Annotated in this window: 24 protein-coding genes; 4 read left to right on the top strand and 20 right to left on the bottom strand. The window is 43.3% G+C overall.

Annotated features, from left to right (window positions below; genetic code table 11):
• Window positions 1-2 precede the first annotated feature (2 nt).
• The 11 genes from LCY76_RS09900 to LCY76_RS09850 all read right to left on the bottom strand — a co-directional run bounded on the left by LCY76_RS09900 (window position 3) and on the right by LCY76_RS09850 (window position 13653).
• Window positions 3-1469: a UDP-N-acetylmuramoyl-L-alanyl-D-glutamate--2,6-diaminopimelate ligase gene (locus tag LCY76_RS09900; RefSeq protein ID WP_248252509.1), complete on the bottom strand. Its 1467-nt coding sequence runs from the start codon at window positions 1467-1469 to the stop codon at window positions 3-5.
• Between the two features lie 87 nt (window positions 1470-1556).
• A complete protein-coding gene (locus LCY76_RS09895) occupies window positions 1557-3485 on the bottom strand; it encodes a stage V sporulation protein D (RefSeq protein WP_248252508.1) in 1929 nt (642 codons plus the stop codon).
• Window positions 3486-3571: 86 nt separating this feature from the next.
• Window positions 3572-5737: a penicillin-binding protein gene (locus LCY76_RS09890; protein WP_248252507.1), complete on the bottom strand. Its 2166-nt coding sequence runs from the start codon at window positions 5735-5737 to the stop codon at window positions 3572-3574.
• 16 nt (window positions 5738-5753) lie between these two features.
• Window positions 5754-6122, bottom strand: coding sequence for a cell division protein FtsL (ftsL, locus tag LCY76_RS09885; protein ID WP_053354586.1), 369 nt, complete (start codon window positions 6120-6122; stop codon window positions 5754-5756).
• 14 nt (window positions 6123-6136) lie between these two features.
• The gene (gene rsmH / locus LCY76_RS09880) at window positions 6137-7069 is read right to left on the bottom strand and encodes a 16S rRNA (cytosine(1402)-N(4))-methyltransferase RsmH (protein WP_248252506.1); all 933 of its coding nucleotides are present in this window, start codon (window positions 7067-7069) and stop codon (window positions 6137-6139) included.
• 46 nt (window positions 7070-7115) lie between these two features.
• Window positions 7116-7547 carry a division/cell wall cluster transcriptional repressor MraZ gene (gene mraZ, locus LCY76_RS09875; RefSeq protein WP_248252505.1) on the bottom strand — a complete coding sequence of 144 codons (432 nt, stop codon included), beginning with the start codon at window positions 7545-7547 and terminating at the stop codon, window positions 7116-7118.
• 133 nt (window positions 7548-7680) lie between these two features.
• Entirely contained in the window at window positions 7681-9309 is a 1629-nt protein-coding gene (bshC, locus tag LCY76_RS09870; RefSeq protein ID WP_248252504.1) for a bacillithiol biosynthesis cysteine-adding enzyme BshC, read from the bottom strand.
• A gap of 179 nt (window positions 9310-9488) precedes the next feature.
• Window positions 9489-10379: a ketopantoate reductase family protein gene (locus tag LCY76_RS09865; protein ID WP_248252503.1), complete on the bottom strand. Its 891-nt coding sequence runs from the start codon at window positions 10377-10379 to the stop codon at window positions 9489-9491.
• A gap of 94 nt (window positions 10380-10473) precedes the next feature.
• Entirely contained in the window at window positions 10474-12015 is a 1542-nt protein-coding gene (locus tag LCY76_RS09860) for an acyl-CoA carboxylase subunit beta (RefSeq protein WP_248252502.1), read from the bottom strand.
• Window positions 12016-12072: 57 nt separating this feature from the next.
• Window positions 12073-12285, bottom strand: coding sequence for an acetyl-CoA carboxylase biotin carboxyl carrier protein subunit (locus LCY76_RS09855; RefSeq protein ID WP_248252501.1), 213 nt, complete (start codon window positions 12283-12285; stop codon window positions 12073-12075).
• Window positions 12286-12306: 21 nt separating this feature from the next.
• Window positions 12307-13653 carry an acetyl-CoA carboxylase biotin carboxylase subunit gene (locus LCY76_RS09850; protein ID WP_248252500.1) on the bottom strand — a complete coding sequence of 449 codons (1347 nt, stop codon included), beginning with the start codon at window positions 13651-13653 and terminating at the stop codon, window positions 12307-12309.
• 176 nt (window positions 13654-13829) lie between these two features.
• Here LCY76_RS09850 and LCY76_RS09845 point away from each other — a divergent pair, with 176 nt between their 5' ends.
• The gene (locus LCY76_RS09845; protein WP_248254643.1) at window positions 13830-14306 is read left to right on the top strand and encodes an N-acetyltransferase; all 477 of its coding nucleotides are present in this window, start codon (window positions 13830-13832) and stop codon (window positions 14304-14306) included.
• Window positions 14307-14354: 48 nt separating this feature from the next.
• On the opposite strand, the gene LCY76_RS09840 is transcribed toward LCY76_RS09845, so the two are convergent.
• The 4 genes from LCY76_RS09840 to LCY76_RS09825 all read right to left on the bottom strand — a co-directional run bounded on the left by LCY76_RS09840 (window position 14355) and on the right by LCY76_RS09825 (window position 16760).
• A complete protein-coding gene (locus LCY76_RS09840; RefSeq protein WP_248252499.1) occupies window positions 14355-14963 on the bottom strand; it encodes an RsfA family transcriptional regulator in 609 nt (202 codons plus the stop codon).
• 144 nt (window positions 14964-15107) lie between these two features.
• Window positions 15108-15872 carry an enoyl-CoA hydratase/isomerase family protein gene (locus LCY76_RS09835; RefSeq protein WP_248252498.1) on the bottom strand — a complete coding sequence of 255 codons (765 nt, stop codon included), beginning with the start codon at window positions 15870-15872 and terminating at the stop codon, window positions 15108-15110.
• A 126-nt stretch (window positions 15873-15998) separates the two neighbouring features.
• Window positions 15999-16175 carry a 50S ribosomal protein L32 gene (gene rpmF / locus LCY76_RS09830; protein ID WP_053354596.1) on the bottom strand — a complete coding sequence of 59 codons (177 nt, stop codon included), beginning with the start codon at window positions 16173-16175 and terminating at the stop codon, window positions 15999-16001.
• 63 nt (window positions 16176-16238) lie between these two features.
• Window positions 16239-16760 carry a YceD family protein gene (locus LCY76_RS09825; RefSeq protein WP_248252497.1) on the bottom strand — a complete coding sequence of 174 codons (522 nt, stop codon included), beginning with the start codon at window positions 16758-16760 and terminating at the stop codon, window positions 16239-16241.
• 148 nt (window positions 16761-16908) lie between these two features.
• Here LCY76_RS09825 and LCY76_RS09820 point away from each other — a divergent pair, with 148 nt between their 5' ends.
• Complete coding sequence (locus LCY76_RS09820; RefSeq protein WP_248252496.1) at window positions 16909-18150, top strand: nucleotidyltransferase; 1242 nt, start codon at window positions 16909-16911, stop codon at window positions 18148-18150.
• 11 nt (window positions 18151-18161) lie between these two features.
• Here the strand turns inward: LCY76_RS09820 and LCY76_RS09815 are convergent, their stop codons facing one another.
• Together LCY76_RS09815 and LCY76_RS09810 are read right to left on the bottom strand one after the other, a co-directional pair.
• Window positions 18162-19205 carry a SepM family pheromone-processing serine protease gene (locus LCY76_RS09815; protein WP_248252495.1) on the bottom strand — a complete coding sequence of 348 codons (1044 nt, stop codon included), beginning with the start codon at window positions 19203-19205 and terminating at the stop codon, window positions 18162-18164.
• Window positions 19165-19989 carry a patatin-like phospholipase family protein gene (locus LCY76_RS09810; protein WP_248252494.1) on the bottom strand — a complete coding sequence of 275 codons (825 nt, stop codon included), beginning with the start codon at window positions 19987-19989 and terminating at the stop codon, window positions 19165-19167. The genes LCY76_RS09815 and LCY76_RS09810 overlap by 41 nt, the downstream gene beginning before the upstream one ends.
• Before the next feature lie 117 nt (window positions 19990-20106).
• On the opposite strand from LCY76_RS09810, the gene ylbJ reads away from it, so the two are divergent.
• Complete coding sequence (ylbJ, locus tag LCY76_RS09805) at window positions 20107-21342, top strand: sporulation integral membrane protein YlbJ (RefSeq protein WP_248252493.1); 1236 nt, start codon at window positions 20107-20109, stop codon at window positions 21340-21342.
• Here the strand turns inward: ylbJ and coaD are convergent.
• Complete coding sequence (gene coaD / locus LCY76_RS09800) at window positions 21339-21827, bottom strand: pantetheine-phosphate adenylyltransferase (protein WP_248252492.1); 489 nt, start codon at window positions 21825-21827, stop codon at window positions 21339-21341. The two genes, ylbJ and coaD, sit on opposite strands and share 4 nt — an antisense overlap.
• Before the next feature lie 25 nt (window positions 21828-21852).
• Window positions 21853-22410, bottom strand: coding sequence for a 16S rRNA (guanine(966)-N(2))-methyltransferase RsmD (gene rsmD, locus LCY76_RS09795; RefSeq protein ID WP_248252491.1), 558 nt, complete (start codon window positions 22408-22410; stop codon window positions 21853-21855).
• Window positions 22411-22803: 393 nt separating this feature from the next.
• On the opposite strand from rsmD, the gene LCY76_RS09790 reads away from it, so the two are divergent.
• Complete coding sequence (locus LCY76_RS09790; protein ID WP_248252490.1) at window positions 22804-23181, top strand: DUF7147 family protein; 378 nt, start codon at window positions 22804-22806, stop codon at window positions 23179-23181.
• A gap of 41 nt (window positions 23182-23222) precedes the next feature.
• Here LCY76_RS09790 and LCY76_RS09785 read toward each other — a convergent pair whose 3' ends face one another.
• The gene (locus tag LCY76_RS09785; protein WP_248252489.1) at window positions 23223-23498 is read right to left on the bottom strand and encodes a YlbG family protein; all 276 of its coding nucleotides are present in this window, start codon (window positions 23496-23498) and stop codon (window positions 23223-23225) included.
• Between the last annotated feature and the right edge of the window lie 54 nt (window positions 23499-23552).

Genomic DNA, 23552 nt, shown 5'->3' with positions numbered 1-23552 from the left:
TGCTATTTCGCTCCAATCGCTTCTGCAGCTACTTTCCTGTCATCAAAATCCAGAACGTCTTTCCCGATAATTTGGTAGGTTTCATGCCCTTTTCCGGCAACCAGAATAATGTCATTGTCATCTGCGATTTCTACTGCGTAGGTAATCGCATCTTTTCGGTCTGGCTTAATGATGTAATCGTAGCCCTGTACGCCTTCTTTCATATCCTCAAGTATCGCAAGCGGATCTTCTGTCCTGGGATTATCGGAAGTAAAGATGGCAACATCCGAATGCTCTGCTGCAATCTTTGCCATCAGCGGCCTTTTAGTCCGGTCACGGTCTCCTCCGCAGCCTACTACAGAAATCACTTTTCCAACGGCAAATTCATTCACGGTTGTCAGTGCATTCTCGAGGCTGTCAGGTGTATGGGCATAGTCAACGATTACCGTAAAGCTTTGGCCAGCATCAACCGTTTCAAACCGCCCCGGTACACCATTCATATTTTCCATGGTTTTGACAATAGAGTCAATCGGAATACCGGATAAAAGCGTAGCTGAAATCGCAGCAAGTACGTTGTATACCGAAAATTTACCGACTAGTTTTAGGGAAACAGGCCTCTCTTCCAGCGGCGTTACAAGCGTAAAGGAGGTTCCTTTTCCAGTCACCTTAATATCCTTCGCCATAATATCGCTTTTTTGTTCAATACCGTACGTTAATATTTGGGCGGCTGTCATTTTTTCGAACTCTTTTGAAGCCTCGTCATCACTGTTAAGGATAGCGATCTTTTCCTTATTCCCGGCGTATGTATTACCGAGCTGAGCGAACAGAAGCCCTTTAGCTCTTAAATAAGTCTCCATATCTTTATGATAGTCCAAATGGTCCTGGGTAAAGTTCGTGAACACGGCGATGTCATAATCGCAGCCCCTGACCCTGCCCATATCCAGGGCATGGGAGGAAACCTCCATGACTGCACTCTCCACGCCCTGATCATTCATCTCTTTAAACGCTTTTTGAAGAAAAAGAGATTCCGGGGTGGTGTTGGATACTTTATGGCTGACTCCATTTATTTTCATATCGATGGTGCCGATCATGCCCGTGCGTTTCCCGGCATCTGAAAAAATCTGCTCGATCAGATGAGAAGTGGTCGTTTTACCGTTCGTTCCGGTGACTCCGATCAGATGCAGTTTATTTGTTGGGTAATCGTAAAATACATTGGCGAGCACCGCCATCGCCCTTTTGGTATCGTTCACTAAAATGACGGGCACCGAATCAATGCCCTCCAGAGGTTTTTCAGCCAATACTGCAGCTGCTCCGTTTTTTACAGCCTGCCCGGCATAGTCGTGACCGTCTACGGTAAACCCTTTGATGCAGACAAACAGACTTCCCGGTCCTGCTGCTCTGGAGTCCATTTCAATCGAAGTAATTTCAGCGTTCGTTTCATGATCTGTTTTATAGTTTAATAAATGATTTACTAGTGTCTTTAGTTCCACATTATCAAGACCTTTCTACAAGAGTTCACATCAGAAAAAGAAGCCAAGGCTATCGCCTGGCTATTAGCATTCAAGTCTATTTTAATCCTACCTATCCGGTTTGTCACCCAAAAACAGGCGAATAACTGAACCCGGCTTTAGTTTTACTCCAGGTTCCGGTGCTTGCTTAACTACATATTGCCCTCGTCCGGAGCTTTGGATTTTCAAATCATACAGCAAGCCTTTGATTTCTTTCGTCGACTTGCCTACAAGATTAGGCACTTTGATCAGCTCCTGATCCTGCCACGTTTTTTTCTTTTCGATCTGGTTCTTCCTCTTCTCTACCCCCATCGCTCGTAAGGAGTCATCCACAATCTTTCCAACCATCGGCGCAGCAACTACACCTCCGAACTGAATGGTGTCTTTCGGGTTGTCGACCGCAACGTAAACAACGATCTGCGGATCATCTGCAGGAGCCATACCGATAAACGATACAATATGATTGTTCTGGAGATATTTTCCATTCTTTGCTTTTTGTGCTGTCCCTGTTTTTCCGCCTACACGATAGCCATCTACAAACGCATTTCCGCCAGTACCTTGTGCTACAACGGACTCAAGTGCATGCCGGACTTCTTTGGATGTTTTCTCAGATATGACACGCCGTTTTAGTTTTGGCGTCTGCCTGCTCACCGTTTTCCCGGTCGCTGGATCAACCAGTTCCTTGGCAATGTATGGCTCATACAGATAACCACCGTTAATCGCAGCGGATACCGCCGCAACCTGCTGGATCGGCGTAACTGAAACCCCCTGGCCGAACGCGGTTGTTGCGAGCTCGAGCGGCCCTACGTTCTTCAGATTAAACAAAATTCCTGTACCCTCTCCTTGAAGGTCGATACCCGTCTTCTGCCCAAATCCAAACTTTTGAATGTAGGAGAACAGTTTTTCTTTGCCGAGACGCTGCCCGAGAATAACAAATCCAGGGTTGCATGAGTTCTGAACTCCTTCCAAGAAGGATTGGCTGCCATGTCCTCCCCTTTTCCAGCAGCGCAGTTTCCTGCCGCCAACTTCAATAGACCCTGGATCATGAAAGTGGTCGTGCTCGAGATCAACTTTATTTTCTTCCAGGGCCGCTGCCAGCGTAATGATCTTAAATGTTGAACCGGGTTCATAGTTTGCCCATACCGGCAGATTTCGGTTATACACTTCCGGCGCAACACGGCGGTATTCTTCGGGATCAAAGTCAGGCCGGCTTGACATGCCAAGGATCTCACCTGTATTCGGGTTCATCGCAATGGCTACGGCTCCATCAGGATTATATTTCGCCTGCGCGATGTCCAGTTCGCGTTCGATGATGGTCTGCACTTTGGAGTCAATGGTCAGTTTGAGGTTATAACCATCCTTTGGCCGCTCATAATCATCCGATAACGAGGGCATTCTGCGTCCCCTAGCATCAGAAAAGAACGAAACATGCCCTTTTGTTCCTTTTAGCTGTTTATCATAATAGAGCTCCAGTCCCATAAGCCCCTGGTTGTCGATACCGGCAAAACCCAACACATGGGAGAGATAGCTGCCGTAAGGATAGTGCCTCTTGCTGTCTTCAGCAATAAAGATACCAGGCAGGTTCAGCTCACGGACTTGATTCGCTTTTTCATTGCTGATCTTCCTGCCGCCTTGGTCCAGACGGATGATGGAAGATTTCTTTGTGATTTTTTTATATACATCAAGCTGGGAAATATCCAGCACGGCTGCTAATTTTTCAGACGTTTGAACAGGATCGCTGATCTGCCTTGGTATCACAAAGACAGTAGGCGCACTGATATTGGTTGCCAGCGGCACATTGTTCCGATCCAGAATTTCGCCCCTCTGCGGTTCAAACGGAATGTTCCGGCTCCATGAGTCAAGTGCTTTGCCTGTCAGCCAGTCTCCGATCACAAACTGTACATAAATAAGCCTGACTCCAATGATAAAAAAGAAGATCAACCCAAAGGTAAGAACAAAAATTAACCGCCTACGTACCGTCACATTTGAAACACGCACATGATTACCTCCTCCACATGGCTCGTTTCAATATATGCTTGTACATAGGCGATTAGAACGGAATGGCAGTTTGCCATTCCGCCAGCTTATTCTGTTCCGCCTCCGCTTTCATCGCTGAGATTCACGGAAGGCATCTGAGGCTTTTCAAACTCGACTGTCAGGTAATCTTTATCTTTGATTACTGATCCTTTTTTCAAACTCTGTTTCGATGCAAAACCAGAACCTTTTACAGACGCGTCGATGTCCATGATCTTCGAAAATTTCAGGACATCTGTCAATGACCATCCGGTAAGGTCCGGCATCTGTACATCACCTTCTGTCCGAAGGATGATCCTCTCTCCAGGAAGCAGTCCTGAAGAGGCAGAGGGCTGCTGGGAGATGACTTGACTTCCGCTTCCAAGTGTCAGCACCTTCATCCCTTTCTGTTTCAGTTCATCTTCAGCTTTTGCAGATTCCTCACCGCTGTAATCATCGATTTTGATCGAGCTGTCGGAAATTTTTCTTTTTGTTTCTTTTTCATCTTCAGGCTCAATGTTCAAGTATTGAAGGCTGTTTTTCATAACTGTAGTGAATACGTCTGACACCGGGTAAGATCCAAGCTCATTATTTTTCAAATGAGGGCGGTCAACAGCGACATAGACGAGCAGCTTAGGATCGTCTTTAGGAGCCATACCCATGAAAGAAAAAACATTTTGTCCCCATCCGTGAGCATATCTTCCAGACTCTTTATCTACCACCTGTGCTGTACCTGTTTTGCCAGCGACAGAGTACCCTTTGATCTGATAAGGCTTTCCTGTTCCTTTCGTTACAACAGTCTCTAAAATATCGCGGACTTCTTTTGATGTTTTTTCTGAAATCGGTCTTCCTGCAACTTCCGGTTTGTGCTGAAGCAGCACTTTTTTGTCGGTAGGATCCACCACTTTGTCAATCACATACGGCTTCATCATTTTACCGCCGTTCGCTATGGCTGTTGCCGCCTGGATCTGCTGGATGGGTGTTACTGTTGTCCCCTGTCCGAATGCGGTGGTGAGTTTTTCAATCTCATAGTTGTAGAGGATTCTTCCGGATTTTTCATTCGGCAGATCAATGCCGGTCGGACGATCCAGGCCGAACTTTTTCAAGTAATTTAAAAGCCGGTCATAGCCAAGCTTCTCTCTCGCAAGCTTGGAGAATAGCACGTTGGAAGAGTTTTGAACCCCTTCATTGAAGGTGATCGTTCCCCAGCCAACTTTATTATGGTCGCTGATCGGCCGGTTGTGGGGAATCTTGTATTGGCCTGATTTATAAGTCTCATTGCCATTGTACACCCCTTCTTGGATCGCAGCAGCCAATGTAAAGATCTTCATCGTAGATCCTGGCTCGTAAGGATCTGAGATGGCAAGGTTCGTAAAGTCTTTAATGTTCCGCTTGTTCGGATTAAAAGCCGGCCGGTTGCTCATGGCCAGTATCCTGCCCGTTTTCGGATCGGCTACAATACCTATTATCTTTTTAGGCTTATATTTTTTGTTCGCCTTATCCATCGACTGTTCGAGCACCATTTGGATTTTCTCATCGAGTGTTAAGTATACATTGGAACCGTTCTTCGGTTTCTTGATCTTTTCTCCTGGATCCGGAAGCTTTACGCCTTTCGTATCACTCTTGAACGACAGGCTTCCGTTGGTTTCTTTTAAGTATTTATCAAGCGTTTTCTCAAGACCGAAAGCTCCGGATATTTCGTTTTCCCCCTGCTCGTTCGTATAGCCGATCACGTAAGGAGCAAACGTCTGGTTTGGATAATATCGTTTCGTTTCCGGCCGAAAATCAATACCGTCTATTTTCATCTTTTCTATTTTTTCTTTATCGCTGTGGCTGATCTTTCTGCCGCCGGGCACTTGGACCTCAAATAATTTCTTTTTGCTCAGCGCTTCTTCGATCGTCCCTTCATCTGCATCCAGGACACCTGCCAGCTTGGAAGCAGCCGCTGCAGGATCATTAATATGGGTCGGATACTTCTTGTCAAGTGTGGCTGTTACAGTATAGGATGGAATATCTTTGGCGATCGCCTGCCCGTGGCGGTCAAAGATTGTCCCCCGGTTGGCATCAAGGGTTTTGTGCCTCGTCCATTTTTCTTCTGCATAGGCTTTTAAATCAACATTTTCAATGTGTTTCGTATACGCAATGTAAAAAAATCTTCCTATCAACACAAAAAAGAGCAGGCTGAAAACTAACATGATAACCCCTGCTCCCCAATTAAATTTAAACTTATTTTCCATAGTCTAATACTCCGCCTTAATTTTCAAGCACTTTTACATTTTTATCATTAAGCGTCATCCCTAGCTTTTCTTTTGCAATTTTAAGAATGCGGTCGGGTGCACTTAGTTCTGTGACCTGCTGTTTGTAATCATCCACTACTTTATTTTCGTAGTTGATCGAACTTTGAACGGATTCGATGCTGGAGTTCACTTTATAGATTGAGGCGTAGTTTGACACCATGAAAATGGCGCCTGCAATAAGCATAAGAGAGGCAAAAACCCAAAGGAACTTTTCTCCTTTTGTTATTCGTGGGGTTCTGATTCTCGGTTGTGCTTGTTGCTGGACATATTTTTGTTTTGATTCTTGCTGATATTGTCTCTGTGTTTGATACGCTAAATTACTCAACCCATAACTCTCCTTTATTTTTGTTTTTCTGCTATGCGCAGTTTGGCCGAACGTGACCTTCTATTAACGTCAATTTCCTCTTCACGTGGTAGTATCGGCTTCCTTGTTATGTTTTTTAATACTGGCAAAAATTCTTCGGGTATGATCGGCAAACCAGGAGGCAGGGACGGCCCGGTACTGTGCTTTTTAATGATCGTTTTGCAGGCTCTGTCTTCCAGTGAATGGAAGGTGATGATGCTAAGCCTTCCGCCGATCGAAAGCAGCTCTATAGAATCCTCCAATGCTTCTTCGAACGCGTTCAATTCATCATTGACTGCGATTCGAATGGCTTGGAACGTTCTTTTGGCTGGATGTCCGCCAGCTCTCCTCGCTGGTGCAGGTATGGCATCCTTGATCAGGTCCACAAGTTCTCCCGTTGTTTCAATCGTCCGATCTTTCCTGGCAGCTTCAATTTTTCTTGCGATCTGCTTAGCGAACTTTTCTTCTCCATACTGAAAAAAAATTTTCACTAGCTTCTCATAAGGCCACTCGTTAACAACTTCATGGGCAGACAGCTGAGCCGTCTGATCCATCCTCATATCTAGCGGCGCATCGTGCTGATAGCTGAATCCCCGATCTGCTTCATCCAACTGCGGCGAGGATACACCCAGGTCGAATAAAATTCCATCTACTTTCTCAATCCCACGATTATAAAGCTCTTCTTTAATGTAACGGAAATTGCTTTTAATAATGGTGAAAGTTCCTTCATATTCCTTAAGGGCAGCTTTTGCATGTTCAATGGCCGTGTCATCTTGGTCAAAAGCATACAGGTGGCCTGATGTCAGTTTTGAGAGTATGAGTCGGCTGTGGCCTGCTCCTCCAAGTGTACAGTCAACGTAAATTCCATCCGGTTTCACATCTAAGGCATTAACGGCTTCTTCTTTAAGTACGGTAATATGGTCAAACATGATGTATTTCCTTCCTGTGTATAAAGTCAGAGAGTTTTTCATTTGGCTACAAATCAAAATCCATGAGGCTCTCAGCGATTTCACCGAAAGATTCCTCTGAAGCTGCGAAGTATTCTTCCCAAACTGATTTGCTCCAAATTTCAATTCTATTCGAAACACCTATCACTACGCAATCTTTTTCGAGGTTGGCGTACTCTCTAAGCTGAGGTGCCACGTTTACTCTCCCCTGTTTGTCCAATTGGCATTCTGCTGCACCGGAAAAGAAGAAGCGGGTGAAAGCTCTTGCATCTTTTTTTGTGAATGGCAAACTCTTCAATTTCTCCTCGATCACTTTCCATTCTTCAAGAGGATAACCGAAGACGCATTTGTCCATCCCACGGGTTAGGATAAAGGTCGAACCAAGGTCTTCACGAAATTTAGCGGGAATGATCATACGTCCTTTTTCATCGATGTTATGCTGATATTCACCCATGAACATAGGACATCCCCCACTTTCTACCCTAACTCTACCACATTACCCCACTTTTCACCACTAACAAATTATTCGCTAACAAAAAAAAAAATCCTGCTGTAGGGCAGGATTTTTTTTATCATTTTATTTCGTTTTTAATTTAACGTACATATACAAGTTTATGCTTGCCATTGAATTCAAGAGGCTGCTCTGTTAGCTGTTTAATCCAATCTGTTCCATAGCGGTTAATGTATGAAAAAGCATTCCAAACTCTCTCCTGAAGCACACCATCCGGAGCGAGATCGCACTGCAGATGATCGAACAAAGCAAGAGGCTCCTTTAATTCCTTTTTCATGGCCCGCTCCATTTTTGTATGCAGATAATCAACTTCATTTTTGATTCTGTTTAGGTTTATGTCCGAAAGCCTCTTAAGAGAAGGATCAATAGTGAGCGCCAGCGTTTTCAGTTCTGTATGAGCCGCCTCGATCTTGGTCAATGTCTCCGTATAGACACCTTTCGTATCGATTGGTTTATGGGTTTCATACCAAGACTGTTTGTGTACTTCGGTTCCTTCCCGCAGAACATCCTCCACTTTCAACCCTGTTTCTTTCAGCTGTTTTTCATTCTTTCCGGTTACGATGGTCATGGAAAGCCTGGGTACTAGAGGCGGCATCTTAAAGCCAAAAAGATGAAATACTTCTTTAAGTGCAGACCAGTAGGCAATCTCACCCGATCCTGCGATAAATGCCAAGACTGGAAACAGGCTTTCTTGCATGACAGGTCTGGTCACAACATTATTGCTGAAGAGTTCCGGCTTTTCTTTGGCATTAGCCATGAGCTGTTCTGAGGTGATGGTTACTTCCTCATTTTTCGAGAGGAAGTTACCGCTATCATCCCGAAATAACAGCAGTCTTTCTTCATTTTGATAGATAAACATGTGGGCGTTGTTTTCTTGAAGCTCTACCGGAGCAGAAAACCCTCGACCGGTTAATTGTCCGATGCCAGCAGCAAAAGCCTCATCCACCTCTTTGTTGCGAAGAATCATTTTTTCCAAGGTTTCTGTCTGAAGCCGCTTAAAATGCGGTTCCCCAGAGTCCACTAAAACCAAACCGTATTCTCCAAATAGATCTGTAATAAATTGAGCAAACGAATGAACCGCTGTTTTAGAAGATTTGAAGATCTCTTTTACTTTTGAAAGTACTTCTTTTGTGAATTCCGTTTCTCCAAACTCCCTAAAAACAGATTCAGCCCACTCCGCCGCCTTCACGCTATCCCACTCCATTAAGGTTGCGGAAGTCTTTAACGGGCTAACCGGTGGAAGGGAGCGTTTTTTAGGGCCTCCGTTGCGTTCAACATTCACATGATTGATTTCATCATAATCATGGTCTTCACCAGCAATCCAAAAGACAGGAACGACAGGAACACCCAGCTGCCGTTCCTGAATACAGGCAAATTGTATGATGCTGATGCATTTGTGTATGGTTAACAGCGGGCCCGTAAGCAATCCCGCCTGTTGTCCGCCGATCACTGCTGCACTTTTAGGGTTTCTTAGTTTTTCGATGTTGGTTAAGGTTTGTTTTGAACAGGAAAATTGAAAATTATAATCAGAAAGATAATTCGCCAATTTTTCACGTTCATACTCTCTGCTGCCGATATCCGAAATCCGTTGTTCCATCATTTCAGCAGTAAACCCATTGTAATCATAGAGGTTTTCCACTGAAGGATCAGCAGCTGAATATGATGCGGCTATTTGGTTTTTATCTTGAAGAGGGAATTCATCGATCCTCATATAAGTACGTCCTTTCTCTATGTATACAACTGCTTATAGAGTATAGCAAACTACAGGTTCATCACCAAAATGAAATGCTCGGAGAAAAGCACAAAAATAAAGACAGCAAAACAAAAGTCTTCAATGTAACTTATGCAAAAAGAAGAACAACATTCAATAGAAGATGAACCTCTACGCTTTTATGGTTCTAATGCCTTGATTCCATGATAGATAAACTTCGTGTTAGGAAGATGCATCCCCTTATGATCAGCGATCATAAGAAGATATCCGCTGATGGCTTCGATCTCTGTTTTTCGTCCTTCTTCAATATCCCTTAACATCGAAGACCGATTATCCGCTGTTCTTCTGCAGACATTCCTTACATGCTCCCAAAGAGCATCCGTCTCTCCAATACCTAAAACACCACAGGCTTCTTCAAAAAGAAGTTTCGCCATTACTCTTAAATGAGCATTCCGCTCAATGTCACCATTCTGAACACGGAACAATGAGGTTAGTGGATTGACCACACTGTTTACCACAAGTTTTTCCTTCATGATGGAATCAAGCCTGTCTTTCGCTTCAATACTGAAGCATCCTGTTATCATTCTTCCCCAAAATGCATTGTCAATGCCGCCCCGGTAAGAGGCGAGCTTAATTTTCCCATTTCCGGTATGCCGCACTTCATGATCACTGATCTTAAGCGCTCCATGTTCAATGATGCCGGCCAAAATATTATGCTGGGGCAGGGAATCCAATGAATCCACATGACCCATTCCGTTTTGTATAAAGAGCAGTGTACTGTCTAAATACCTCTGGCTGGAACGTAAAATGGCATAGACAGCAGGCAGGTGATGCTGTTTTACACAAACAACCGTATAATGCGGTTCCTCTTTGTATTCATCAATCAGACTCGCAGAAACTGGATATGTTTTTTCAGTACCTGAAACGGACCTGCAGCTCACCCCATTTCGTTTGATGGCGTTTGCCTGCTGGCCTGTTCTTGTGCAAACTGTAACCTCTTGGCCTTCTTCTGAAAAAAATGATGCTAGGAGAAGGCCGATCGATCCTCCTCCGATTATGGCAATTTTCATGGACTTCTCCTAATCCCTATGTATCATCGTATTTTCTTCATATTATCATATCTTGACATAAAAAGACCTCCGCCAAAAAAAGCGGAGGGATCCTTTATACCGGATAGACAGGATGCTTTCTTTCACTAAACACCATATCTTTTGATTCAAAAAAGACGAGTCTGTGATAGAGCGTCTCCCTTAAAGCAGAAGGTTCAACAATATCATCAATAATCAGCTCTGAAGCCAATTTATACACGTCAATATGCTCTTTGTATTCCTGTTGTTTCTGCTGGACATACATCACGCGTTCTTTCGGATCTTCAATCTCATTAATTTTGTTTGAATAAACTGCATTTACAGCAGCTTCTGGGCCCATAACAGCAATTTGCGCGGTAGGAAGCGCGATGCAGCAGTCCGGTTCAAAAGCAGGGCCAGCCATCGCATAAAGTCCAGCTCCATAGGCTTTTCTTACGATAACAGACAGTTTAGGAACCGTGACATCACTCATGGCGGCAATCAGCTTGGCTCCATGGCGGATAATGCCCGCTCGTTCTACTTTCGTACCAATCATAAAACCAGGTACATCCGCAAGGAAAATAACAGGGATATTGAAAGCATCACACAGCGTGATAAATTTAGCGGCCTTATCGGCTGAATCAACAAACAGCACTCCGCCTTTCACTTTTGGCTGATTGGCGATCAATCCGACCGGGCGGCCCTTTATTCTTGCAAAACCGGTAACAATCTCTGCAGCAAAAAGCTTCTTCATCTCAAAAAAGCTGTCTTCATCCACAATTCTGCTGATAAATTCATACATATCAAAAGGCACGTTCTGATTTTTTGGCACGATTTCACTGATCTCTCTTCCAGAAACCGGCGCCTTCTCTTCTGTAAAAGCAGGCTTATGCTTATAATTGGCCGGAAAATAAGAAAGGTACTTTCTCGCATAGCTGACCGCTTCTTTTTCATCTGCAGCCAGGATATCCCCGCAACCGCTCACCGAACAGTGCATCCTTGCTCCGCCCATTTCTTCCAGGGTAACTTTTTCGCCGATTACTTTTTCAGCCATTCTTGGTGAGCCCAGATACATGGACGCATTCTGGTCAACCATGATAACAACGTCACAAAATGCAGGAATGTATGCTCCGCCTGCAGCAGAAGGTCCAAAAAGGAGGCAGACTTGAGGAATCATGCCTGACATTTTTACCTGATTATAAAAAATCCTTCCAGCTCCCCTGCGATTCGGGAACATGTCAATCTGATCGGTGATCCGTGCACCTGCAGAATCGACCAGATAAAACATCGGAACTTTCAGCCGCTGTGCTGTTTCCTGGATACGAATAATTTTTTCTACAGTACGGGCACCCCACGAGCCCGCTTTAACTGTAGAATCATTCGCCATCGCACATACCGTCTGTCCGTTTACCTTGCCCGTTGCCGTGATGACACCATCAGCGGGAAGATCTCCCGCCTGGCTGTTTGCAAACAGTCCGTCTTCTTCATGAAATTCACCTTCATCAAATAACAGCGAGAGACGTTCTCTTGCAAACATCTTGTTTTGAGAGGCGTTTTTAGCATGATATTTTTCCGCACCGCCTGCTTTAATCTTGCTGACAAGTACTTCATAGGACGATTCTGTCTTCGTTGAATCCATCGTTATCCCTCCATCTGCATTAAAGAGTGAGCGCTCGTTCAGTTTTTCTCCGTAACCTTAAGCCAGAGTAACTAGAACGTCTCCTTCATTTACGAAATCTCCAACTGCTACTTTAATCTCTTCTACTGTCCCTGCCGACTCTGCTTCGACCGGTATTTCCATCTTCATTGACTCGAGGATGACAACACTCTGTCCCGCAGATACCTGGTCTCCTTCTGATACAGCAATATTCCATACTGTTCCTGCCATTGATGCGATAACCTGTTTCATTCTCATACACTCCTACGTATTTTATTGTTCTGTAACCTTTGGCTTCTCAGTTAAAAAACCTGTTGTATAGACCCCTTTTTGAAAATCAGGATCCTCAAGAACCTTTTTGAAAAGAGGGGCATTTGTTTTTATCCCTTTGACCTCAAACTCGTTAAAAAACTCAGCTGATTTCTTTAGGCACTGCTCTCTGTTGGAATCGCTTACAATAATCTTCGCAATCATTGGGTCATAAAACGGAGAGACGGTGTTTGTTGCTGCATAACCTGCATCAATTCGGATTCCTTCTCCTTGAGGGAACGAAAGAACTTCAATTTTTCCTGGTGAAGGAAGAAATTTAACAGGATCCTCTGCATATAGGCGGAATTCCATACTATGGCCTTTCTGCTGCACTTCATTCTGCAGGAGCGGAAGCGATTTTCCTGATGCCACTTCAATCTGCCATCTCACAAGATCCAACCCGGTCGTCATTTCCGTTACGGGGTGTTCGACCTGAAGACGGGTATTCATTTCAAGAAAATAAAAATGCCCATCGCCATCAACGATAAATTCCACTGTACCCGCATTCGTATAGGAAACAGATTGAGCAGCTTTCACTGCGGCTTCACCCATTTCTTCACGCAGTTTCTCAGTTAAATAAGGTGAAGGTGATTCTTCAATGACTTTTTGATGCCGCCTCTGAATGGAACAGTCTCTTTCAAACAAATGGATGATGTTTCCTTGGCTGTCTCCAAATACTTGAACTTCAATATGGCGGGCAGGGCTGATAAATTTCTCTATAAACATACGGTCGCTGCCAAAATACATTTTAGCTCGCTGCTGGCTGGACATGAACTGCTTTCGAAGGGTTTCTTCATCGTCACAGCGGACCATACCGATCCCTCCGCCTCCCGCGCTTGCCTTAAGCATAACAGGATAGCCGATCTTGCCAGCGATAGATGCCGCTTCTTCTACATCCGCAATCGGTTCAGTCGTTCCAGGGACAACAGGGACACCCGCTTTCTCCATGGTTTTTCTCGCCTGAACTTTGTCCCCCATGGCCTCTACTACGTTCGGGGACGGACCGATGAACGTTATGCCTAGTTCTTCTATTTTTTTAGCAAACTCCCCGTTCTCGGAGAGGAATCCATAGCCTGGATGAATCGCATCAACCTTTTCAGATTGTGCAATCTCAATGATTTTGTCCTGGTTCAAGTAAGATTTAATAACCGGGGGTTCTCCCAGATGGTAAGCACGAGTGGCCTGCTGAACGTAGGGAAGTTCCTTGTCAGCATCCGAATAGACCACAATCGATTCTATTCCCATTTCTGAACATGTTTTAACGATTCGTCCGGCAATTTCTCCCCGGTTAGCGATCAATATTTTCTTCACTCTATATCCTCCCTTCGATGCCTCATTGTCGTATATTCGACAAAAAATATTTTTTTCCTTTTGTAAGCGGCAACAAAACGAATATTTCTTTTTTAAAGAATTTTTCGCATAATTAGTATATACTAAAAGAAAGATAATCAACAGAGTCATTCGAGGGGGAACGAGTTATGAGCACCATGGAAACGTATACAGTTAAACGCTTAGTCATCAACTATAAAACATTAGAAGAATTTAAACAGTTCAAAGAATACGGTATTCAGGAGCTGTCTATGCTCGAGGATCTTCAAGATAACATTATTGAAAATGACAGTGAGTCTCCTTTTTACGGAATCTATTTTGGCGACAAATTAGTGGCCAGGATGAGCTTATATAGAATTGAGGCAGCATACGACCGTTATTTCAGTCCACCACAGGATTATTTTGAATTGTGGAAGCTGGAAGTGCTGCCGCAGTATCAAGGGAAAGGCTACGGAAAAACGCTGGTTCAATTTGCACAATCGTTCAATCTTCCAATTAAAACAAATGGAAGACAGCAATCGAGCGGGTTCTGGGAGAAAATGGGCTTTGAAGCCGTTACCTACAATGAAGAAAGGGACCGCGGGGAAAACCCTTATGTGTCCTATCCAAAAGGGGTATCTGAACAAACGCTATAATTTAAATTTGCAAAAATAAAAAAAGATGGCGCTCTCCGCCATCTTTTTTTATTTTTCAAGTTTTTGAAGGCCGTCTACTTTAAATGTCAGATGATTGCCGCCTTCTTCATCCGTCGCCACCATTTTTCTAGCACGGTCCATGATTTCTATCAGTGCTTTATAATCTTCACAAACGAGCTGGTATTCATGATTTAATTTCTGAAGATGGGACTGAAACTGAGCATTTTGTGTTTTCAGTTCCTCCACTTGATTCCGAAGATTAGCCAGCTCTTGGTCTGAACGGCGTTCTTCAGTAGATTTAAAATTCTTCAAGAAGACAATGACATCATCCAGTGATAATGACTTTTCCTTCGCAACGACATATTCATCTCTTTTACCAGCATGACTCGAAACGTCTACTCGGCTTTCTTCATAACCAATCTTATCTTTATTTCTTTCTTTTCGCTGCTTTTTTGCTATAGCGATGGCTGATTCATACCTTTTTCTGATCAGAGAATTCCATCTGAACCCACAGGCCGCAGAAGTACGTGACAGTTTTTCTCCCACTTCTTCAAACGCTGCCAGCTGAGTGCTCCCTTCTCTGATATGGCGAAGTACAACATCTGCTAGCAATACATCTTCTTCCTGGTTCCAAGCATCCTGGCGAACAACAGTCAACCTAATCCCTCCATCTTTTATGTCGTTTTTACATAGTTATGCAATTAATAGAAAAGATAGACTTTTGTTCTATTAATAAGAGGTCTCCATCGTACGATTTCCATTCCGCCAGGATACTATACTTAGTAAAAAAACAAAGGCAAATCAGTTGCTGTTATTGAAAAATGCTGCAACAGCATGGTGATGATTTTCTGATTCCCAGAGCTTTGCACATGTTTTTATTTCTTCATCTGCTCTTGTATTAATTTCTTGGAAGGGAAGGCTGCGAAGATATACCTGTTTATAGGCCATCAGCACATCAACCGAATGTTCCGTATACCTTCTTAAATATTTAGTGCATTCTGTATGAATGTCACCGTCTTTTATCAGATACTGTAAAAACCCTTTGTCGGCTGCCTGTTTCGCTGTCAGCTTTCCGGCGCTCCACAGCATATCCAGTGCATCCAGTTTCCGTACCCTCTCCATGAGATAGGTGCCGCCTCCCCACCCTGTTGTTATCCCGAGCGTTCCCTGTACGAAGCCCATCTTCACATTCGCCGAAGCGATTCTGACATCACAGGCAGACGCGATTTCACATCCGCCTCCAACTGCCGTTCCATTGATCAAGGCGGCAGTTGGCTTCGGAAAGAAAAACAGGGCTTTCAGCACTTCACCCATCCTCGAAAGCATAATATGAGCTTGTCTTTCTGTTTTGAGACCTGAAAATGCCCGTAAATCTCCCCCAGCACAAAATGCCCGGTTTCCAGCTCCTCTGATCACTAAGACTTTTACTTTATCGTTTTGTCGGGCTTGAGTTATGTATTCCTCTAATTGCTCCATTACTTCAAAATCCACGGCATTTCTGACTTCAGGACGGTTGATGGTGATCCATCCGATCTCATCTTCAATTGTATACAGTACTTTTTCCATCTAATTCCCCCTTTACGTCACACATATAGTTCGTTTTTAAGCGGGAAAATCCTTTAATTGAACAATAAATCCTCAATTTACATATAAATAAAAAAAACAGGAAGCGGATTTGCTTCCTGTTTCTTCTTATTTGCTGCTGATTACTTCTTTTCCTTTGTAAGAACCGCATTCACGGCATACGCGGTGAGAAAGTTTGTATTCTCCACATTGTGGACATTTTACCATACCAGGCATTTCAAGCTTGTAATGAGTACGGCGCTTTGCTTGGCGGGTTTGGGAAGTTCTGCGAAAAGGTACTGCCATGTTATCCACCTCCTTAAAATGGGGTATTGGTTTTGTCTGAAACAAACATCAGATTTTCCAATTTTACGATTTGTCTTTGTCAAAAAACTTGGCAAGATCCGCAAGTCTAGGGTCAATCTTCTTCTTGCGGTCTTCCTCTGTAACGACCTGCCATCCTTCTCCTTCAGGCGGAGCCATCTTATCCTTAACATCAGGTCCGGCTACCACTTTGATCGGCTTTTCAAGCAGAATATGCTCTTGTATATAAGGCATCAGATCAAGGAAATGCCCTTCAACCGTGTGAAGGTTCTCCTCTTCAGCTGGTACCGTATATGAGGGATCCAGAAGAAAGATTTCGGTTGTCTTTATCGAAAATGGAAAATGGACATCTGCCAATGTGTTTGAGCAGGGAAGAACCATTTCTCCCTGAATCTTCAGGTAAAAAGTGGCTTTCTGCTGAGTAACATCGGCATGTCCGCTAACATGAACAGGCGGTATATCGCGAATTTCTTTATCAAGCGATTTAAGTTCACTTGCATCAACATACTCATCAAATTCAAGCGGTTTTCGATAAAAGTTTTTTAATTCCTGTAGTGACCAATTCATCTATTTTCACCTCAAGGCAACAGTAATAATTATATCGGCCATAAAGAGAAATGTCAACATAATATCTTTACAGCATGTTCTTTAAAGAAGCGGCAATTAACGTTAAACTAGAATAAGTACTATGGTTATTCAAAAAGGAGGTTAATCCGTGAAGGCCTGCGGAATCATCGTTGAATATAACCCTTTCCATAATGGACATTCTTATCATTTGCAACAATCAAAAAAACAATCAGGGAGTGACATAATTGTTGCCGTTATGAGCGGGAATTTCCTGCAGCGCGGTGAACCCGCCATCCTCTCGAAATGGGACCGGTCAAGAACGGCCCTTATGGGAGGCGCTGACCTTGTTATTGAACTGCCCTATCTGTTCGCCGTATCACCTGCACCTATTTTTGCACAATCAAGTGTCTTTCTTTTAAATGAAATGGGTGTTGATGCTATCTGCTTTGGCAGTGAATCAGGAAACATGGATTCATTCTACCATACAATTTCGGAACTGGAGAAGAATAAAACTCTATATGATCAATCTTTTCAATCGTTTATAAAACAAGGGTATTCATTTCCGAAGGCTTCTTCCCTTGCTGCTGGTTCACTTATGTTAAGCAGCAATACCCTCGATCTTGCCAAGCCCAATAATATTTTAGGCATTGAATATGTAAAAGCAATCCTCGATCAAGAGTTCTCCATCAAGCCTAATACCATTAAACGAATCGGGGCCGCCTATCACGAAGATCAAATCACTGCACATAAAATTGCAAGTGCAACCGCCATAAGAAAGACTTTATTTGAATCTGGAAACATAAGCACAAACGAAATTAAGGAAGCGGTTCCAGATTATACATTGGATATACTAGAGAGCCACCTTCAGGAAACAGGACAATTCACTACATGGGAGTCATTATATCCAATCCTCCGGTATAAACTGCTCTCATCAACACCAAAACAGTTAAGTGAGCTGTATGAAACAGAAGAGGGCTTGGAGCACCGCCTCCGGTCAGTCATCTCAGGCGCAAATAATTTTCATGAGTTTATGGCTGCCTTAAAAACCAAACGCTATACATGGACAAGGCTTCAGCGGATGTGCCTTCATATCCTGCACAATATTACAAAAGAAACGGCTGCAGAATGGGTTCGCAAAGGGCCTCCATACATACGCATTCTGGGAATGAGCAGTGAGGGGCAGAAATACTTAAGAACGCGCAAAAAAGAGGTCACTGTACCAATTGTAACCACAGTCTCACAGTACAATCATCCTATGCTGGAGCTGGAACAGCGTGTCTCGTCCATTTATTATGCCGGATATCCGCAAGCGTTTCTTTCCAAAAAAATAAAGGAAGAGTATAGTACTCCTCCCTTACGCTTTGACAGAAGCAAGGGCCTCTTTCTATAGGCCTTTGCTTTTTATTTTAATTTGTTCAGGTAGTTGATTGCGTCATCCATTTTTTTAACTGGTATGATCTTCATATCCGTTTTAATATCTTTCGCTGCTTTTACAGCATCTTTGTAATTGTTGGCACTGACAGGTGCAAAAAAGATTTCAGCACCTGCTTTGTCCGCGGCCACAATCTTCTGCTGAATGCCGCCGATCGGTCCGACTTCCTCATTAATATTAATCGTTCCTGTTCCCGCAATCTTGTGTCCCTTCGTCATATCGCCTTTTGTCAGCTGATTTAAGATTTCCAGAGAAAACATCAAACCTGCTGAAGGGCCGCCGATTTCACTTGTTTTTATGTAGATCGGCGGATCAACTTTAATCTCTACATCTGTTACAGGATATGTAATGCCGATGCCCGCTCTTTTTTCATTGTTCTGGCTGAGTTTTTTAGGGAATTTAGCAAGAGCTACGGTTTTCATAAATGTCTTTTTGCCTCTGAGGACTTTTAATTGCACTTTGTCTCCCGCTTTTTTCCCTGCCAATTTTTTTAGCAGCTCTTCTGTTGTTTTTACCGGTTTTCCTTCTAATTCCGTAATCTCATCCCCGACTTTTAGCTTTCCTTCTGCAGGCATACCTGAAATAATTCCGGTAACATAGACACCTTTGCTGATGATTTTTACATTTTTTCCAGCTTTCCGGTAAGCTACTACTGTAGCTGCATGCTGAGAATCCTGCATCATCTGAAGCTGCCGCTGGTTGTATTCTTCATCTGTTTCATCGTCAGAACGAACTTCATTTGCCGGCAGAAGTTCACGGTAATCGCTTACTTTTGCATATAAATATTGAGGGATATTTGCTTTTCCAATCCGTACGGTGGTCAGCATAAAGCTTCCCTTTTCTTTATCGCCGTCTTTTACATGAATAATGGGGGCCAGTTCATTGGCACTTCCCGGTGATGTCACATAATAAGGCAGTGGATACAGTGCGATGACCAGCGCCAGCACGATCACCCCAAGAACTGATAATTTACTAATCCGGCTCGATCTCCGGGGATTTTGATGGTCTTTCATGATTGTTCTCCTTCCATTTCTCAATTCTGCTTTTAATCATCTCAATTTTACTTTTCCCTGCTTCTTCTCCAATTAAGATGATCTCACTTACATTCTTAAAAGCTGTCGAGCTATATTGTTCGACCATCGGCCTGATCATAATATCAGCTGAGATCTCATGATAGCGGACAATTTCTCTTTGCATGATATCAATGCTTTGGACAATAACATCCAGAATGGAAGCCATCTCCGGCTGAGCTTTAAAATGAGAGATATCTACAGCGATCACAATATCTGCTCCCATTTCCCTTACAACAGCAGCCGGCACTCTTTCGATCACTCCTCCGTCAACGAGCAGCCTGCCGCCTATTTTTTCAGGTACAAAAATGCCAGGAATGGAAATGCTTGCCCTGACCGCCTCGGCAATCGGCCCTTCTCTAAAAACAATTTTTTCACCTTTGATCAAATCAGTAGCAACAATGGAAAGCGGGATGATGGTGTCTTCAATCTTTTTATTTTGAGTGAGCAGGCGGACCAGTTCTTTTATTTTTTTTCCGGAAACAAACCCCATTTTAGGAACTGTATAATCCATATAATACTTTCTTTTAAATAAAGTTGCCATTTTTATGAGATTCTCATTATTATGCCCCATTCCAACCATAGCTCCGACTAGAGCACCCATACTGCTTCCCGCGATCATATCAATCGGTATTTCCGCTTCACGGAGTGCCTTGATTACTCCTATATGTGCAAAGCCCCTAGCTCCACCTGACCCTAGTGCCAAACCGATGATCGGCCTCTGCATTACAGTCTCCTCCTAACCTTTTGTCCTTTTTAAGATATGGTCTAATTAACTTGCCTATACGTATAAATATATAGATGGACAAGGGATGGCTCTTTAGTCTCACTGATGAAACGGGGGATGAAATTGAAATGGAATTTTTATAAATCTATCGTACTCTCTATAGCCGCGATCACGCTCGCTGCTGCGGTTATGATCTTTCCAAAAGCGGCGTTTGCGGCATCGCTGGACGGTTTGGAGATGTGGTGGGAAGTTGTGTTCCCTTCTCTTTTACCCTTTTTTATCCTTTCCGAAATCTTGATCGGGTTTGGTGTTGTTCATTTTTTTGGCGTTCTGTTTGAGCCTTTAATGCGTCCTTTGTTCAAGGTACCCGGTTCTGGGGGATTTGTCTGGGCAATGGGGCTTTCATCCGGTTTTCCGGCTGGAGCCAAACTTACGGCCAGACTGTGGCAGCAAAAAGAAATCAATACGATTGAAGCAGAAAGACTCGTTTCTTTTACGAACTGTTCCAACCCGCTGTTTATCTTTGGAGCAGTGGCTGTCGGTTTTTTTAACAATCCGTCTCTCGGTATCGTTTTGGCCTTAAGCCACTATGCAGGAAACATACTTGTCGGCCTCACCATGAGATTCCATGGGAAGAAAACGATGAAAGGGGAAGATTCGAACCGCTTTTTAACAAGGTTCAAGCCGTTAAGCGCTCTGCAAAAAATGCATCAGGCCCGGCTGGCCGACGGCCGGCCCATCGGAAAGCTGTTAGGAGATGCTGTTCAATCATCTACCAGTACACTTCTGATGATCGGAGGATTTATCATCTTGTTTTCAGTGATCAATAAGGTTTTAAGTCTGTTGGCGATAACGCCTGTCTTTGCACACCTGCTTGAAAAATGTTTTTCGATCCTCTCTATTTCAGGCGTCCTCAGCTATCCGCTCATAACGGGCCTGTTTGAGATCACTCTCGGCAGCAAGCTCGCCAGCGAAAGCACAAGCATACTTTTGCAGCAATGCATTATTGTCAGTTTCATTCTCGCCTTCAGCGGCTTTTCTGTTCAGGCTCAGGTTGCCAGCATTCTTGCTGATACGGACATTCGCTTCAAACCGTTCTTTTTCGCCAGGCTTTTGCACGGTCTGTATGCTTCTGTATTAGCAGCACTGTTCTTTCCCTTGTTTCTTTCCGGTCATTCCAAAACATCAATAACCGTTTGGTCACAGAACCAATTGATGATGTACCCTTGGGATGAATATTGTCACTTCTTTATAAAAGCAGGTTCATATATGACACTTGCAGCTCTTATTCTTTCTATATTGATCTGGGGCCTTAAGCATTCGCTCAACAAAAAAAACCCCCGTTTTCATTAATGGGGGGTTTTGAACTTCTGTTTTAATGCGTCCTGTACGGCGGGGGGAACGAGTCCCTCTACAGATGCATGGTATTTAGCTGCCTCTTTAACGATACTTGAGCTTAAGAAGGAATACTGATTGTTTGTCATCATAAAAAACGTTTCTACTTCTTCGTTCAGCTTTTTATTGATGGATGCAATCTGCATTTCATATTCAAAATCCGATACTGCCCGGAGTCCCCTAAGTATGACACTTGCTCCTACGCTTTTAACATAGTCGATCAAAAGTCCGCTGAATGAATCAATCCGGACGTTTGGAAGTTCACCTGTCACTTCCTGAAGCAGGCCGATCCGTTCTTCTACAGAAAATAATGGGCTTTTGCTCTGATTATTCGCTACTACAACGATAACCTCATCGAAAACCTTTGCGCCCCGTTTGATTATATCCAAATGTCCAAGTGTGACTGGGTCAAAACTCCCAGAACAAACGGCTATATTCGGCATGCTCTCCACCTCTTATCCAATGTATTTACTCTTCTCTGCGTAAATATAAAGAAAGCTTAGTACTTCCGTAAGTCTCTTCTCTCACTCTTTCAAGACTTCCGATCGATGAAGGAAGGGGCACACCAGGATCGTGTTCTGCTACAACCTGAACACCATTGCTTAATAAACCATATTCATCAAGTTTTGTTATGTCGTCGGCAATCCGCTGTTTCGCATAAGGCGGATCAAGAAGCACAAGGTCAAATTGAAACTCCCTTTTTTTCAGTGCCTTTAAGGCTCGCTGTGATTCTATTCTATAAACTTCTGTCTTTTCTTCATAACGGCATGCTTTAATATTATTCTTAATCGTCTCTGCTGCCTTTGTGTCACGGTCCACAAAGATCATCTTATCCATTCCCCGGCTAAGAGCCTCTATTCCCAGGCCTCCACTGCCGCCGTATAAGTCCAGTCCAATTCCGCCATCAAAATAAGGGCCGATAATATTAAAAAGTGACTCTTTGATTTTATCTGTTGTGGGGCGTGTTGACTGTCCCGGAACAGCTTTCAACGGCCTGCCCTTGCATTCACCTGAAATAACTCTCATTTTTCCACACCTTACATATCAATTTACGATTAATGGCTGCTTCCAGCTCTTTATTCAACATTATCCTATCACACTTTTTTTAGAATAAACAGAAACTGTCAAGTTATTTTACAAGCCTAAAGTATAGAAAATTAGACAAAGGCTATACTAATCCTAACAACATCCCTAATGATGTTGTTGCCAACCGCGGAGAAGACTTACTTCCCCATAAGTTCTTCCTCCGGTTTCTCCTCTCCCATCGCCTTAAAGATAGGAAAAAGTGTTTTTTATCTATCCTTGGGCAACCCGCAGATGTTCTGCGGGTTTTTTTTGATTCATAAAGAGCCCCCCTCCCTTTTCAGCCTCAGCCTTGTGTGCTAAAGTCAAAGAAAGAAAGGGGGATCAACGCATCCTATGATTCAGCGTTTTATTGAACTCGGAGAAGGTTATTCAGATATTTATGAACTAATGGAAATCGCCGAAACGAACAAAAAGAGACTCAGTCAGCTGCTAGTTCTAAGAACTGAGATCAACGGGATTCATAAAGCCTCATTCATCGTCGTACTGCATCCGGCAGATGAAGGAAAATTCCAGCCTTTATACATATGCCGGGAAGGGATTCCGGCAGATTCAAAGCGATATCAGCTTTTTGAAGAGCTCTCCCGGAAACTGGAGAAGAAAATCATCACCTTTGACGTGAAACCTTCAGGAGACTTCGAAGAAAAAGAACTGTATTTTCACTATTTGACCGGCATTTTGCGTTTAAATTATCTAATCCCGCCATTGTTATAAAATAAAAAGATGACCCAATCCTTCTTTCGGGTCATCGTCTTTTATAATCCCATCTTGTAATCATATTCCTTTGCTTTATCCGGGATCTTGCTTTCATATTCTGTTTTGATCTCATGTTTATGAGATCGTTTCACTTCTTTCACAAAATGAAGAGATTCCAGTTTACCGGCAACATCATCAATTTTTGCTGCATCGCAATATATAACAGCATATTTCATCCGTTTTGAAATATAATGTACATTTCCATATCTCCTCAGCTGCTTTGAAAATTTCAGTGAATGCAAATAAACCGCAAGCCCCATTCGGTTTCCAATCATAAATTACTCCTTTAACACCATCATTTTTTTAGTCTAGCATGATTATTATCAGTC

Source organism: Fictibacillus marinisediminis (genome assembly GCF_023149135.1).
GTDB classification, from domain to species: Bacteria; Bacillota; Bacilli; order Bacillales; family Fictibacillaceae; genus Fictibacillus_C; species Fictibacillus_C marinisediminis.
Note: the sequence above shows the minus strand (reverse complement) of the source record. Positions and strands in the feature narration are given on the sequence as shown.